The organism is Saccharopolyspora shandongensis (assembly GCF_900106995.1).
Lineage (GTDB): Bacteria > Actinomycetota > Actinomycetes > Mycobacteriales > Pseudonocardiaceae > Saccharopolyspora > Saccharopolyspora shandongensis.
This window is the reverse complement of the sequence record NZ_FNOK01000064.1, coordinates 1-14,013: the sequence shown is the minus strand read 5'-3', so window position 1 is coordinate 14,013 and position 14,013 is coordinate 1. Positions and strand designations below refer to the sequence as shown.

Genomic DNA, 14,013 nt, shown 5'->3' with positions numbered 1-14,013 from the left:
CCACTGCGCCGACCGAGTGGCGCCGCGGAAGCGCGTCCGGACACCGCCGCGACCCGCGATCAGGCCCGCCCCGGCCGACTCCTCCGATTGATCGACGACTAATGGTGGTTCACTTGACCCGAATAGCGGGCGACCGGTAGATCAAAAGGACACGCCGCCGATATCGAACCCGGCAAAATTCCTTCAAGGATTTCTAAAATAGAGTAAAAGATATCTGGTGTATACCAGAAACAGATCACCCGATAGTACGAAACCGCAGCTAATAGAGCCTTGAATGGCATACCAATTCGCCGACAAATTGAACAAAAGAAATTCGATAACCGCAGTCGCGCAAATCGGTCAGCGAGAGTTTTTCGCAATTAATTCATGTGAAGTTTCCCATACTTAATGACGATGCGCGGCGGATAGCGCGACCCTAGGTTGTGATCGCGGATCAACGCGGTATTCGCCGCGACGTTTCTCCGTGAGACCGGGAGAAGTGACCATGTGCGCAGCACCGATCCGGGATGCCGAAGGAGCACCCGGACGATTCCCCGAAGACCGGGCGGGAGGCACCGCCGGTGACGCACTGCTGAGGCTCGGCCGCCTGGTGTCCAAAGCGGACACCTCCGCGGACCTGCGTGCGGTGTACCGCAGCGGCGGCCGCGAGGGCGACGCCTTCTACCGCGACCGGTGGAGCCACGACAAAGTGGTGCCCTCCACGCACGGCGTGAACTGCACCGGCTCCTGCCGGTGGAACGTGTACGTCAAGGACGGCATCATCACCTGGGAGGCGCAGGACACCGACTACCCGAGCGTCGGCCCGGACCGGCCCGAGTACGAGCCGCGCGGCTGCCCGCGCGGCGCTTCGTTCTCGTGGTACTCCTACTCCCCCACCCGCATCCGCTACCCGCACGCCCGCGGCGTGCTGGTGGAGATGTACCGCCAGGCCCGGCGGGAGACCGGCGATCCGGTCGCCGCCTGGAAGTCCATAGTGGATGATCCGGAGCTGAGAGCGCGATACCAGCGGGCGCGCGGCAAGGGCGGGCTGGTCCGCATCACCTGGGACGAGGCGGTCGAGATGATCGCCGCCGCGCACGTGCACACGATCGCCGCGCACGGCCCGGACCGGATCGCCGGGTTCTCCCCGATCCCGGCGATGTCGATGGTCTCGCACGCGGTCGGCTCGCGGTTCATGGCGCTGATCGGCGCACCGATGCTGTCGTTCTACGACTGGTACGCCGACCTGCCGGTCGCCTCGCCGCAGGTGTTCGGCGACCAGACCGACGTGCCCGAGTCCGCGGACTGGTGGGACGCCGCCTACCTGATGATGTGGGGCTCCAACGTCCCGGTGACCCGCACCCCGGACGCGCACTTCATGACCGAAGCCCGCTACCGGGGCCAGAAGGTCGTGGTCGTCTCGCCCGACTACGCCGACAACACCAAGTTCGCCGACGAATGGCTCGCGCCGCACCCCGGCACCGACGCGGCGCTGGCGGTGGCGATGGGCCACGTGGTGCTCAAGGAGTTCTTCGTCGACGACCCGACGCCGTTGTTCACCGACTACGTGCGGCGCTACACCGATCTGCCGTTCCTGGTCAGCCTCGTCGAGCGCGGCGGCGGGCTCGTGCCGGGCAAGTTCGTCACCGCCGCCGACCTCGGCCGCGAAGGCAGCCACGAGGAGTGGAAGACGGTGCTCCTCGACGACGCGACCGGCGACCCCATGGTGCCCAACGGCTCCATGGGATTCCGCTGGAACGACGGCGAAACCGGGCAGTGGAACCTCGACCTCGGCAGCGTGGCACCGCGGCTGAGCCTGCACGGCCACGACGCCGAAGCGGTCGAGGTGATGCTGCCCCGCTTCGACGCCCCGGACGGCACCGGCGCGGCGGTCACCCGCGGCGTCCCGGCGACCCGGCTGCGCCCGGACGGCCCGCTGGTGACGACGGTCTTCGACCTGCTGCTCGCGCAGTACGGGGTCGGCCGCGAGGGTCTGCCCGGCAGCTGGCCGTCCGGCTACGACGACGCCGACCAGCCCGGCACGCCCGCCTGGCAGGAGCAGATCACCTCGGTGCCCGCTGCGCGGGCGACGCGGATCGCCCGCGAGTTCGCCGACACCGCGATCCGCTCCAAGGGCCGGTGCATGATCCTCATGGGCGCGGGCACCAACCACTGGTTCCACTCCGACGAGGTGTACCGGACGTTCCTGACCCTGCTGATGCTCACCGGCTGCCAGGGCCGCAACGGCGGCGGCTGGGCGCACTACGTCGGCCAGGAGAAGGTCCGGCCGCTGACCGGCTGGGCCACGCTGGCGTCCGCGGCGGACTGGCAGCGTCCGCCCCGCCAGATGATCGGCACCGCCTGGTTCTACCTGCACACGGGGCAGTGGCGCTACGACGGGCTCACCGGGGACGCGCTCGCCTGGCCCGGCGCAGCCGGGACGCTCGCCGGTGCGACGGCCGCCGACTGCCTCGCCCGCTCGACGCGCGCGGGCTGGATGCCCTCCTACCCCACCTTCGACCGCAATCCGCTGGACCTCGCCGACGAGGCCGAGGCCGCCGGGCTCGAACCCGTCGAGCACGTCGTGCGCGAGCTGCGGGAGGGCCGGCTCGGTTTCGCGGGAGAGGACCCTGACGCGCCGGCGAACTGGCCGCGGGTGCTGACGGTGTGGCGCTCCAACCTGCTGGGCTCGTCGGCCAAGGGCAACGAGTTCTTCCTCAAGCACCTGCTGGGCACCGACGCGGCGCCGCGCTCGACGGAGCCCGAACAGCCGCCCGCCGAGGTGCACCGCGCCGAGGCGGCCGAGGGCAAGCTGGACCTGCTGCTGTCGCTGGACTTCCGGATGACCAGCACCACGCTGTTCTCCGACGTCGTGCTGCCCGCCGCCACCTGGTACGAGAAGCACGACCTGTCCTCGACGGACATGCACCCGTACGTGCACTCCTTCAACGCCGCCGTCGACCCGCCGTGGCAGTGCCGCACCGACTTCGACGCGTTCCACGCCATCGCCGCGAGGTTCAGCGAGCTCGCCGAACTGCACCTCGGCGTCCGGCGGGACGTGGTGGCGACCGCGCTCGGCCACGACACCCCGGGCGAGGCGGCGCAACCCGGCGGCGTGCTGCGCGACTGGCGCAGCGGCGACGTCGACCCGGTTCCCGGCCGCACCATGCCGACGCTCACCGTCGTCGAGCGCGATTATCCCGCGGTGGCCGCGAAACTCGGCGCGGTCGGCCCGCTGCTGGACAAGCTCGGCACCACGACCAAGGGCTACACCGTCGAGGTCGGCCCGGAGCTGGCGTGGCTGGCCGAGTCCAACGGGGTCGCGGTCGGCGGACCGGCCGCCGGGCGCCCGCGGCTGGACACCGACCGCCGGGCCGCCGACGCCATCCTCGCGCTGTCCGGCACCACCAACGGCCGGCTCGCCAACGAGGGCTTCCGGGCGCTGGAAGAGCGGGTCGGCCGCGACCTGACGCACCTCTCGACCCACCACACCGGACACCGGGTGACCTTCGCCGACACCAGGTCCCGGCCGGTGCCGGTGGTCACCAGCCCGGAGTGGTCCGGCGACGAGTCCGGCGGGCGGCGCTACTCGCCGTTCACCATCAACGTCGAGCAGCTCAAGCCCTGGCACACCCTCACCGGCCGCCAGCACTTCTTCCTGGACCACGACTGGATGGCCGAGCTCGGCGAGCAGTTACCGCTGTACCGGCCGCCGCTGGACCTGCACCGCCTGGCCGGCGAACCGCGGCTCGGCCCGGACGGCACCGCGGAGGTGGTGGTGCGGTACCTGACGCCGCACTCGAAGTGGTCGATCCACAGCGAGTACCAGGACAACCCGATCATGCTGACGCTGTCCCGCGGCGGGCCGACGTTCTGGATGAGCCCGGCGGACGCCGCCGCCATCGGAGTCGCCGACAACGACTGGGTGGAGGCCGTCAACCGCAACGGCGTCGTGGTCGCCCGCGCGGTCGTGTCGCACCGGATGCCCACCGGCACCGTGTTCATGTACCACGCGCAAGACCGCACGGTGAACGTGCCGAAGAGCGAGACCACCGGCCGGCGCGGCGGCATCCACAACTCGCTGACCCGCGTGCAGATCAAGCCGACGCACCTCATCGGCGGCTACGCGCAGCAGTCCTTCGCGCTGAACTACCACGGGCCCACCGGGAACCAGCGCGACGAGATCACCGTCATCCGCCGCCGCAACCAGGCGGTGGAGTACTGACGCGGGAGCGTCGAAAAGGAGTACTGATGCGCGTCATGGCACAACTGGCCATGGTGATGAACCTGGACAAGTGCATCGGCTGCCACACCTGCTCGGTCACCTGCAAGCAGACCTGGACCAACCGGGATGGCGTCGAGTACGTCTGGTTCAACAACGTCGAAACCCGCCCCGGGCAAGGGTATCCGCGCCGCTACGAGGACCAGCGGCAGTGGCGCGGCGGCTGGGAGCTCGACCGCCGCGGCCGGCTGAAGCTGCGCGGCGGCGGGCGGCTGCGCAAGCTCGCGACGCTGTTCGCCAACCCGGACCTGCCGGAGCTCGACGACTACTACCAGCCCTGGACCTACGACTACCGGATGCTGCTCGAAGCGCCGCTGGGCGACGACATCCCGGTGGCCCGCCCCAACTCGGCGATCACCGGGCGCCCGACGAACGTCCGATGGGGACCGAACTGGGAGGACTCGCTGGGCGGCACGCCCGAGCACGGCGAGGCGGATCCGGTGGTGGCGAAGCTGCGCGACGAGCTGGGCACCCGCATCCGGTTCGAGTTCGAGCAGTCGTTCCTGTTCTACCTGCCGCGGATCTGCGAGCACTGCCTCAACCCGTCCTGCGTCGCCTCCTGCCCGTCGGGCGCGATGTACAAGCGCGCCGAGGACGGCATCGTGCTCGTCGACCAGGACCGCTGCCGCGGCTGGCGGATGTGCGTTTCCGGCTGCCCGTACAAGAAGGTCTACTTCAACCACAAGACCGGCAAGGCCGAGAAGTGCACCTTCTGCTACCCGCGGATCGAGGTCGGCCAGCCGACGATCTGCTCGGAGACCTGCGTCGGCCGGCTGCGCTACATCGGCGTGCTGCTCTACGACGCGGACCGGGTCGGCGAGGCGGCGGCGGTGACCGACGAGCACCGGCTCTACCCGGCGCAGCGCGACCTCTTCCTCGACCCGAACGACCCGGAGGTGGCGGCGGCGGCCGAGCGGGCGGGCATCCCGCACGACTGGGTCGAGGCGGCCCGGCGCTCCCCGGTCTACGACCTGATCTGCCGCTACCGGGTCGCGCTGCCGCTGCACCCGGAATACCGCACCATGCCGATGGTCTGGTACATCCCGCCGCTGTCGCCGGTGGTGGACGCAGTCGCCGAGACCGGGTTCGACGGCGAGGACGCTGGGAACCTCTTCGGCGCCATCGACGCGCTGCGCATCCCGATCGAGTACCTGGCCGAGCTGTTCACCGCGGGCGACATCGGCCCGGTGCGCGACTCCCTGCGGAAGCTCGCGGCGATGCGCGGCTACATGCGCTCGGTGAACCTGGACGAGCCGCCGGACGAGGGTCCGGTCCGGGCGGCCGGGCTGGACACCGCGGAGCTGCGGTCGATGTACCGGCTGCTGGCCATCGCGAAGTACGACGACCGCTACGTCATCCCGACCGCGGGGATCGGCGACGCGCACGAGCTGGAAGCGCTGGCGACGACGTGCAGCCTGGACACCGACGGCGGCCCCGGCATGGGCGGCCTGCGCTCGGGCAGCACCGACCTGGTCGTGTGGGATGAGGGCGGGCGCCCGGAGGGCATGTTCCCGACGCTGCGCGGGGAGAAGTCGTGAGGCGCCGCCGGCTGGACGCCCGGTCGCGCGCGCTGGTGCGCCAGATCGCCGCGTGGTGCCTGCACTACCCCGACCCCGAGCTGGCGCGGCGGATGGGCCTGCTGCGGGAATCCCTCGGCGAGATCGCCGGAACCGACCCGGCGCAGCACCTCCGCCACACCCTGGATCACCTCGCGGGAACGCCGGCGCAGGAGGCCGAGCAGCACTACGTCGAGGTGTTCGACGTCAGCCCCCGCCGCGGCCTGTACCTGACCTGGTACGTGCACGGCGACACCCGGTTGCGCGGTGGCGCGCTGGCCGAGCTGGCGGGCCTCTACCGCGCGCACGGCTACCGCGTCGGCGGCGGTGAGCTGCCGGACTACCTGCCCGCGCTGCTGGAGTTCTCGGCCGCCGAGCGGCGCGAAGGCGAGCGCCTGCTCGGCCGGTTCCGGCCGGCGATCGAGGTGCTGCACCGCAAGTTGGACGAGCTCGGCACGCCCTACGCCGCGGCCGTGCGGGCAGTGCTCGACGTCGTGCCCCAGCAGCGCGAACGCGACGCCGTTCCCGCGCAACCGCCGACCGAGCAGGTCGGCCTGCAGCCCTTTTCGCTCACCCTCCAGGAAGGCCGCCGATGACCAGCCCGATCGATGTGGTGCTGTGGGCCGTGCTGCCGTACGTCGTGCTCGCCGTGTTCGTCGGCGGCGCGGTGTGGCGGTACCGGTACGACAAGTTCGGCTGGACCACCCGGTCCAGCCAGCTGCACGAGTCCCGCCTGCTGCGGATCGGCAGCCCGTTGTTCCACTACGGACTGCTGTTCGTCGTCGGCGGGCACGTGCTCGGCCTGGTGGTGCCGAAGTGGCTCACCGAGCTGTTCGGCGTGACGGAGTCGAACTACCACCTGGTGTCGCTGGGCATGGGCACCTTCGCGGGCTGCGCGGCGCTGGCCGGGCTGCTGGTCCTGCTGTGGCGGCGGCGGCGCAACCCCGCGGTGCGCGCCGCGACCAGCCGCAGCGACCTGTTCACCTACACCGCTTTGACGGCCACGATCTGCCTCGGCCTGTGGACGACCGTGATCGACAACGGCGTCCGCGGCCCGTACGACTACCGCGAGACGATCGGGCCGTGGTTCCGCGGGATCTTCCTGCTGCAGCCGCACCCGGAGCTGATGGCGCACGCCCCGCTGGACTACCGGCTGCACGCGCTGCTCGGCCTCGCCCTGTTCGCGCTGTGGCCGTTCGGCCGGCTCGTGCACGCCTTCAGCGCGCCGGTGCACTACCTGTTCCGTCCCTACGTGGTCTACCGCAGCCGCAGCGGCGACCGCGTGGGCACCAGGCAGGCGCCGCGCGGCTGGCAGCGGCTGTAGCGCGGATGATCTGGCAGCGCGTGCCGCCCGAATCCGGCGCGGCGGTGATGGGCCTCGGGGTGATGTCGGTCGCCGGGCACCTGGCGGGATTCCCGGTGCTGTCGGCGGTGCTGCTCGTGGTGGCCGCGGTGCTGTGGGCACTGCTGGGCGCGGCGTTCCTGGCGCGGCTGGTCTTCGACAACGAGCGCTGGAGGTCGGAGGCCGGCCGCCCAGGTGCCCTGACGGGCGTAGCCGGGACGGGTGTCCTCGGCCTGGCCCTGGTCCTGCACGGCTGGTCCACCGGCTGGATCTTCCTCGTGCTGACGGCGCTGCTGTGGCTGGGGCTGATGCCCCGGGTACTGCGCGGCCTGGCCACCCCGACGGTCGGCGTGAGCTTCCTGGTCTGCGTCGGCACGCAGTCGCTGGCGGTGCTGGCCGGTCAGCTGGCCGCCGACGCGCGATCTCCGTTCCTGCTCGCGGTTTGCGCGATCTCGGCGGCGGTCGGCCTGGCGCTCTACGTCCTGGTGCTCATCCGGTTCGACTTCCGGCAGGTGGCCCGCGGAGCGGGTGACCACTGGGTCGCGGGCGGGGCGCTCGCGATCAGCACGGTGGCGGTCGCCAAGCTGCACTCCGCGGTGCGCGCGCTGGCCGCACCGGCCGAGCTCGCCACCGCGGTGCGCGCGATCGGCATAGCGCTCTGGGCGATCACCATGTGCTGGTACGTGGTGCTGGCGGTGGCGGAACTGCTCGCGCCGCGCCTGCGCTACGACTTCCGCCGCTGGGCGACGGTCTTCCCGCTCGGCATGACGTGCACGGCGAGCTTCGGCACGGCGGCGGCGACGGGCATGGTGTGGATGGCCGACGCGGCCCGGCTCCTCCTGTGGCCGGCCCTGCTGGTCCTCTGCCTAACGGCCTGGGGAACCATCCACCACCTCACGACCCCGAAACCCAGCCCGTGATCGGTGCTCTTCGGTTCGGCAAGGCGGAATCTACGACAGCGTCACCGGCGGCTCGTATGCTGCCGGCTCGTGACCTCCTCTCGCCGGAGCAATGTCGTCATCGCCCTCGCCGCCGCGCTGATCTCGCTGCTGCCGCACGCCGCGCAGGCCTCGCCCCACCGCGGCATCGACGTCCTCGACTTCAACATCCACACCGGCATCGGTGCCGACGGGCGGCTCGACCTGGCCCGCACCGCCGAGGTCATCGCCGGTGCGGACGTCGTCGGCCTGCAGGAGGTCGACGTGCACTGGGCCGCTCGCAGCGGGTACGCCGACCAGGTCGCGCAGCTGGCCCGGATGACCGGCATGCACTCCTACTTCGCGCCCATCTACGACCTCGATCCGGAGCCCGGGCGCACCGAGCGCCGCCGGTACGGCGTCGCGCTGCTGAGCCGGTTCCCCATCATCCGGGCCGAGAACCACGAGATCACCCGGCTCTCCACGGTGGATCCCGAGCCGGTACCGAAGCCGATGCCCGGCTTCGCCGAAGCCGTCCTCGCGACTCCCGGCGGGCCGACCCACGTCTACGTGACGCACCTCGACTACCGGCCCGATCCGGCCGTCCGGCGGACGCAGGTCGCCGAGACGATCCGCATCCTGGACCAGGATCCGCCGCACGCCCGGCAGCTCCTGCTCGGCGACTTCAACGCCGGCCCCAACGCGCCGGAGCTTGCGCCGCTGCTGGCGCGCATGCGGGACGGCTGGGCCGCTGCGAACGGACCGGGCGGCGGGCTGACGTTCCCCGCCCCGGCTCCCGAGAAGAGGATCGACTACGTGACCTTCGGCGGGCGGCTGCGTGCGACCCGCGCCGAGGTGCCCGACACGCAGGCCTCTGATCACCGGCCGGTGTTCGTGACCATCGAGGGATAGGCCTTCCTACTCTTCCTGCCCGGCCGCGGCGGTTGGGAGACTCTGCTCCCGAACGCAGACGACGTCGGGAGGGAGCTGGGGGCGATGTCCGACGTGCGTTTCGAACTCAACTACCGGGAGCGCGCCGCGCTTCGGGCGGTGGCTGCGGGCAGGGTGGAGATCACCTGCAGCTGCGAGCCCGATCTGTTCATCGACGGCGTGGCCTTCTGCGATCAGCAGACGGCGCACCTGCTCGTGCACGAGGGCCTGATGCGCCCTGCCGCGCGGGGCGAGCCCGGCCAGCTGGTGGCCGCCGAACTCACCGGGCCTGGGATGGAGAGGCTCGGTATGGCTGTTCCAGGGTGAGCGCGTGGAGCAGTTCGACGGTGCGCTCGGCCGCCGGATGCTCCGCGATCGACTTCTTGACCGCCACGCTGATCCGCCGCATCGGGGTCGGTGACACCACGGGCACAGAGCGCAGCCCGGTGGGCAGGTTCCCGATGCCCAGGCAGGGGATCACGGTGATGCCGATTCCTGTTGTCACGAAGGGGATCGCGGTCGGGTAGTCGTGCGTCTCCACGACGAACCGCGGGGCGAACCCGGCCTCCGCGCAGGCCGCGAGGAGCACCTGGCGGCAGGCTCCCTCGACGATGTCGTTGTCGACCCAGCTCCGCTCCGCCAGCTCCGCCAGCGGCACCTCGGCGCGCTGCGCGAGCGGGTCGTCGTCGCGGACGACCGCGAGGTACGGGTCGTCGATGAGCCAGTGCACGTCGACCAGCTGGGAATGCTCGGTGTCCGGGTACTCGACGAAGATGTCGATGTCGGGTTCCGCGTCGACGATGTCGGTCATCCGCAGGTCGAGCCGCAGCTCCGGGAACTCGGTGCGCAGCGCGACCACGAGCGCGGGCAGCCAGGTCGCGCCGGCGGAACCGAAGTAGCCGATCGAGAGGCTGCCGACGCGGCCGGCGCGCAGATCGCCGACGACGCCTTCGACCCTGCTCAGGGCCTGGAACAGCGGTTCCGACTCGGTCGCGAGCGTGCGGCCGGCCTCGGTCGGTTCGATGCCCCGGCCGACCCTCTCGAACAGCCGGAGCCCGGTCTCGCGCTGCAGCGAGGCGAGCTGCTGGCTGACCGCCGATGGCGTGTAGCCGAGCGCCTCCGCGCTCGCGCGGATCGATCCCGTTGCGACAACCGCCCGCAGCACGCGGAGCCGGGGTACGTCTAGCATCCCTCAACTGTACAGGTGAGCTTAATCATCGTACAGAACTAATCGCTTGTCCTTGCCAATCGGGCTCGCGACGATAGCTGGCGTGACCGGACAGCTCCAGACCTCCGAAACCGCCCCGGCCAGGGCAGAACGTGGCAAGGCGGCCGCGGCCGTCATCGTGACCGTGCTGCTGTGGGCGTCGGCGTTCGTCGCCATCCGCGGCATCGGCGAAACCCTCTCCCCCGCACCGATGGCATTGATCCGGATCGCGGTCGCCGCCGCCTCGCTGACGATCCTGGTGCTGGTCCGGTACCGCGGCTCCGCACCGGTGCCCCGCAACCGCCGCACGCTGACGCTGATCGCGGTGTACGCGGTGCTGTGGCTCGCCGGGTACACGGTCGTCCTCAACGCCGCCGAGCGGCACATCGACGCGGGAACCGCCGCGCTGCTGGTGAACATCGCGCCCCTGCTGATCGCGTTCGGCGCGGGCCTGTTCCTCGGCGAGGGCTATCCCAAGGCGCTCGTCGCCGGCTCCGTGGTGGCGCTGGGCGGCCTGTCGATCATCGCGCTGGGCTCCTCCGGCGAGCGGGACTGGCTCGGCGTGGTGCTCTGCGTGCTGGCCGCCGTCCTGTACGCGGCGGGGGTGCTCATCCAGAAGGCCGCGCTGCGCGGCGGGGTGGACGGCACGATCGCGATCTGGCTCGGTTGCCTCATCGCCACCGCGGCGCTCCTGCCGTGGACCCCGCAGTTGATCGCCGAACTCCAGGCGGCGCCCGTCGGCGCGATCCTCGCGTCCGTCTACTTGGGACTGTTCCCGACCGCGATCGGCTTCACGACGTGGGCCTACGCGCTGCACCGGATGCCGGCGGGCCGGCTCAGCACCGCGAGCTACGCCGTACCGGTGGTGTCGATCCTGCTGTCCTGGCTGCTGCTGGCGGAGATCCCGACGGTCTACGGCCTGATCGGCGGAGCGATCTGCCTCGTCGGAGTCGCCATCGCCCGCCGTTCCGGCAACTAACGCCGGTTTCGCGCGAAACCGGCGGCCTTCGTGAGGGCGTGACGCCGGTTTCGCGCGAAACCGCCGACGCAACCGCGCCGCGTCTGGTGACGCACATCCGCGTTGACAAAGTGACGCCATCTGAGCAACTGTTCAGCACGGTGGGTCCCGGGCACGCCGGGCCGGGTGGACGGGAGTTTGCGGCATGACCGATGGCGGCGCACCAACGGCCGGGACCGGATTGTTCTCGTCCGTGGACGACGTGTCCGCGAAGCTGGCCGAGGCCGGCTACCTCGCTTCGACCGCCGTCGCCACCACCGTGTTCCTGGCCGACCGGCTCGGCAAGCCGCTGCTGGTGGAGGGCCCGGCCGGGGTCGGCAAGACCGAGCTGGCCAAGGCCGTCGCGCAGGTCGGCGGCGCTCGCCTGGTCCGGCTGCAGTGCTACGAGGGTGTCGACGAGGCCCGCGCGCTCTACGAGTGGAACCACGCCAAGCAGCTGCTGCGGATCACCGCCGGGCGCGACGAGACCTGGGACGAGGCGCGCACCGACATCTTCAGCGAGGAGTTCCTGCTCGCCCGGCCGCTGCTGACCGCCATCCGCAGCGACGAGCCGACGGTGCTGCTGATCGACGAGACCGACAAGGCCGATGTCGAGGTGGAAGGGCTGCTGCTGGAGGTGCTCAGCGACTTCCAGGTCACGGTGCCCGAACTGGGCACGATCACCGCGGCGCGCCGCCCGTTCGTGGTGCTCACCTCCAACGCGACCCGCGAGCTCTCGGAGGCGCTGCGCCGCCGCTGCCTGTTCCTGCACATCGACTTCCCCGACGCCGAGCTGGAGCAGCGGATCGTCCGGCTGAAGGTGCCCGGCCTCGACGACGCGCTGGCCGATTCGCTGGTCGAGGTGGTCGGCGCGCTGCGCGGGATGGAGCTGCGGAAGGCGCCGTCGGTGGCCGAGACCATCGACTGGGCCCGCACGCTGCTCGCCCTCGGCGCCGACAGCCTGGACGAGGCGATCGTCCGCGACAGCCTCGGCGTGATCCTCAAGCACCAGGACGACGTCCGCAAGGCCGCCGAGAAGCTGACCGTGGGATGACCGAGCCGATCAACGGCCTCCCCGAGCGGCTGACCGGGCTCGCCCAGGCGCTGCGGTCCCACGGGATCCGCATCGGGCCGGGCGAAACCGTCGATGCCGCCGCCGCGCTGGACGTGCTCGGCCTGGCCGACCGGGAGCGCATCCGCGAGGGCCTCGCCGCCGCGCTGCTGCGCACCGACCGCCAGCGCGCGGTGTTCGACGCGACCTTCGACCTCTACTTCCCGCTCGGCGTCGGCCGTCCCGAAGGCACCGGGGACGAGCAGGATCTGGAGCAGCGGCTCGTCGAGGCGCTCGCCGCCAACGACCGGTCGGCGCTGACCCAGCTCGCCGGCGAGGCGGTGGACGCGCTCGGCCGGTTCGGCTCCGGCGACGGGCCGCAGGGCTGGTCCGCGCACCAAACGCTCGACCGGCTGCAGCCGCAGACGCTGCTGGCGCGCGTGCTCGCCGCGATGCGGGCCGGCGAGGCCGCCGACTTCACCGACCGGCTCGACCGGGACGAGATCCGCCGGCGCATCGAGGACTTCCGCAACCGGGTGCGCACCGATGCCCGGCGCCGCTCGGCCGAACTGCGCGGCACGGAGCAGATCGCGAAGCACGCCATCGCGCCCAGCGCCGACCAGATCGACTTCCTCAACGCCGGGCGCGAGCAGCTCGCCGACCTGCGCCGCGCGGTGCAACCGTTGGCCCGCAAGCTCGCCACCCGGCTCGCGGCGCGCCGCAGGCAGGCCGCTCGCGGCCGGATCGACCTGCGCCGGACGCTGCGCCGTTCGCTGTCCACCGGAGGCGTGCCGCTGCACCCGGCCTACCAGCGGCGCCGGCCCGGGCGACCGGAAATCGTGCTGCTGTGCGACGTTTCCGGCTCCGTGGCCGGCTTCGCGAACTTCACGATGCTGCTGGTCCAGGCGCTGCACGACCAGTTCAGCAAGGTCCGGGTGTTCGCCTTCGTCAACCGCACCGACGAGGTGACCGGCCTGATCACCGGCGGCTCGGCCGACCCGGTGGAGCTCGGCCGCCGCATCCTCACCGAGGCGGCGGTGACCGGCTGGCACGACAGCAGCGACTACGGGGCCGCCCTGGGCGAGTTCGCCGAACGCCACCTGGACGCGGTCGGCCCGCGCACCTCGGTGCTGGTCCTCGGCGATGCCCGCACCAACGGCTGGGATCCGAACCTGGCCGCGCTGGGGCAGGTCATCGACCGGGCGCGCCGGGTGTTCTGGCTCAACCCCGAGCCGACGGCCCGCTGGTCGACCGGCGATTCGGCGGCCCACGCCTATGCCGGGGTCGTCGAGATGCACCAGTGCCGCAACGCCCGCCGCCTCAGCGAACTGGTCGCCCGCCTGCTCCCGGTCTGAACGACCGCATTGGAGGTGGCGGTGTGGGCCGTTCGCCTTTGAAGCGGCGCAGCCGCTTAGCCCCAATGCCGGTCGTTTAGGTCATCGCGTGGCCGGTAGCCTGCGTGCTTGTGGATCTTGAGGTAGGGGCGGGCGCGGGTGTCAGCGTGGCCGATCAGGCTGCCATCGGTGTGCTGACCCGAACGTTCCCTGTGGAATTGGTCGATCGAGTTATTGATCAGTATTGGCGTAGAGAACAGCGGACTCGCGCACTGCCTGCCCGGCTGATGTTCTACTTCACGCTTGCCTTGTGCCTGTTTCCGCACGAGTCCTACCGGTCGGCAATGAAGATCCTCATGTCGGTGTTCGGGCGGGGCGGGCAGGGTTATCGGGTGCCCACGACCGGGTCGATCGGAGC

Annotated in this window: 12 protein-coding genes; 11 read left to right on the top strand and 1 reads right to left on the bottom strand. The window is 71.2% G+C overall.

The genetic code is table 11. The features are described from left to right. The first annotated feature begins 484 nt into the window (after window positions 1–484). The 7 genes from BLW84_RS39350 (at window position 485) to BLW84_RS39320 (ending at window position 9,333) form a co-directional block, all read left to right on the top strand. Complete coding sequence (locus tag BLW84_RS39350) at window positions 485–4,204, top strand: nitrate reductase subunit alpha (RefSeq protein ID WP_177226944.1); 3,720 nt, start codon at window positions 485–487, stop codon at window positions 4,202–4,204. Between the two features lie 26 nt (window positions 4,205–4,230). Further along, entirely contained in the window at window positions 4,231–5,799 is a 1,569-nt protein-coding gene (gene narH / locus BLW84_RS39345; RefSeq protein WP_093276489.1) for a nitrate reductase subunit beta, read from the top strand. Continuing rightward, on the top strand, window positions 5,796–6,413 hold the full coding sequence (gene narJ, locus BLW84_RS39340) for a nitrate reductase molybdenum cofactor assembly chaperone (RefSeq protein ID WP_093276486.1): 618 nt from the start codon (window positions 5,796–5,798) through the stop codon (window positions 6,411–6,413). Before narH ends, narJ begins: the two co-directional genes overlap by 4 nt. Further along, window positions 6,410–7,141, top strand: coding sequence for a respiratory nitrate reductase subunit gamma (gene narI / locus BLW84_RS39335; protein ID WP_093276484.1), 732 nt, complete (start codon window positions 6,410–6,412; stop codon window positions 7,139–7,141). The genes narJ and narI overlap by 4 nt, the downstream gene beginning before the upstream one ends. A gap of 5 nt (window positions 7,142–7,146) precedes the next feature. Further along, window positions 7,147–8,079, top strand: a complete 933-nt coding sequence (locus tag BLW84_RS39330) for a tellurite resistance/C4-dicarboxylate transporter family protein (RefSeq protein WP_093276481.1) — start codon at window positions 7,147–7,149, stop codon at window positions 8,077–8,079. A gap of 69 nt (window positions 8,080–8,148) precedes the next feature. Beyond that, a complete protein-coding gene (locus BLW84_RS39325) occupies window positions 8,149–8,988 on the top strand; it encodes an endonuclease/exonuclease/phosphatase family protein (RefSeq protein WP_093276479.1) in 840 nt (279 codons plus the stop codon). 84 nt (window positions 8,989–9,072) lie between these two features. Then, window positions 9,073–9,333 carry a hypothetical protein gene (locus tag BLW84_RS39320; protein ID WP_093276476.1) on the top strand — a complete coding sequence of 87 codons (261 nt, stop codon included), beginning with the start codon at window positions 9,073–9,075 and terminating at the stop codon, window positions 9,331–9,333. On the opposite strand, the gene BLW84_RS39315 is transcribed toward BLW84_RS39320, so the two are convergent. Continuing rightward, window positions 9,287–10,195, bottom strand: coding sequence for a LysR family transcriptional regulator (locus BLW84_RS39315; RefSeq protein ID WP_093276474.1), 909 nt, complete (start codon window positions 10,193–10,195; stop codon window positions 9,287–9,289). The genes BLW84_RS39320 and BLW84_RS39315 overlap by 47 nt on opposite strands. Before the next feature lie 73 nt (window positions 10,196–10,268). On the opposite strand from BLW84_RS39315, the gene BLW84_RS39310 reads away from it, so the two are divergent. The 4 genes from BLW84_RS39310 to BLW84_RS46830 all read left to right on the top strand — a co-directional run. Then, window positions 10,269–11,192 carry a DMT family transporter gene (locus BLW84_RS39310; RefSeq protein ID WP_093276570.1) on the top strand — a complete coding sequence of 308 codons (924 nt, stop codon included), beginning with the start codon at window positions 10,269–10,271 and terminating at the stop codon, window positions 11,190–11,192. A 184-nt stretch (window positions 11,193–11,376) separates the two neighbouring features. Then, entirely contained in the window at window positions 11,377–12,264 is an 888-nt protein-coding gene (locus BLW84_RS39305) for an AAA family ATPase (RefSeq protein WP_093276471.1), read from the top strand. Further along, a complete protein-coding gene (locus tag BLW84_RS39300; protein WP_093276469.1) occupies window positions 12,261–13,616 on the top strand; it encodes a vWA domain-containing protein in 1,356 nt (451 codons plus the stop codon). The genes BLW84_RS39305 and BLW84_RS39300 overlap by 4 nt, the downstream gene beginning before the upstream one ends. A gap of 146 nt (window positions 13,617–13,762) precedes the next feature. Beyond that, a partial coding sequence (locus BLW84_RS46830) for a transposase domain-containing protein (RefSeq protein ID WP_218157650.1) occupies window positions 13,763–14,013 on the top strand: 251 nt, incomplete at its 3' end.